The 235-nt window shown below is 60.0% G+C and carries 1 protein-coding gene; it reads left to right on the plus strand.

Going from position 1 to position 235, the window contains the following annotated elements; all coding sequences use genetic code 11:
- On the plus strand, positions 1–235 hold a 235-nt coding region (locus SB689_RS24215; RefSeq protein ID WP_410694561.1), incomplete at both ends, for a DUF2513 domain-containing protein.

The raw sequence follows: 235 nt of genomic DNA on the forward strand, positions 1-235 counted from the left end.
GCAGGCATGAAGCGTGACATGGACCTGATCCGCGAGCTGCTCCTCAAGCTCGAAGCGTTACCCATGCGCATGGGCGGTATCGTCGTCATCCCCCCGGACACCGACGAAATCCAGGTCGATAGCTATACGGTCGAACAGATCGATTACCACCTTTCGTTGATCCGTGAGGCGGGTCTAGTTGAGGCTGGAGGCGCAAGGCCCGCTGTTGGGATCGGCTTTCGCCGCCTAAGCTGGG

This window comes from Chryseobacterium sp. SIMBA_038, from assembly GCF_046535115.1.
Lineage (GTDB): Bacteria > Bacteroidota > Bacteroidia > Flavobacteriales > Weeksellaceae > Chryseobacterium.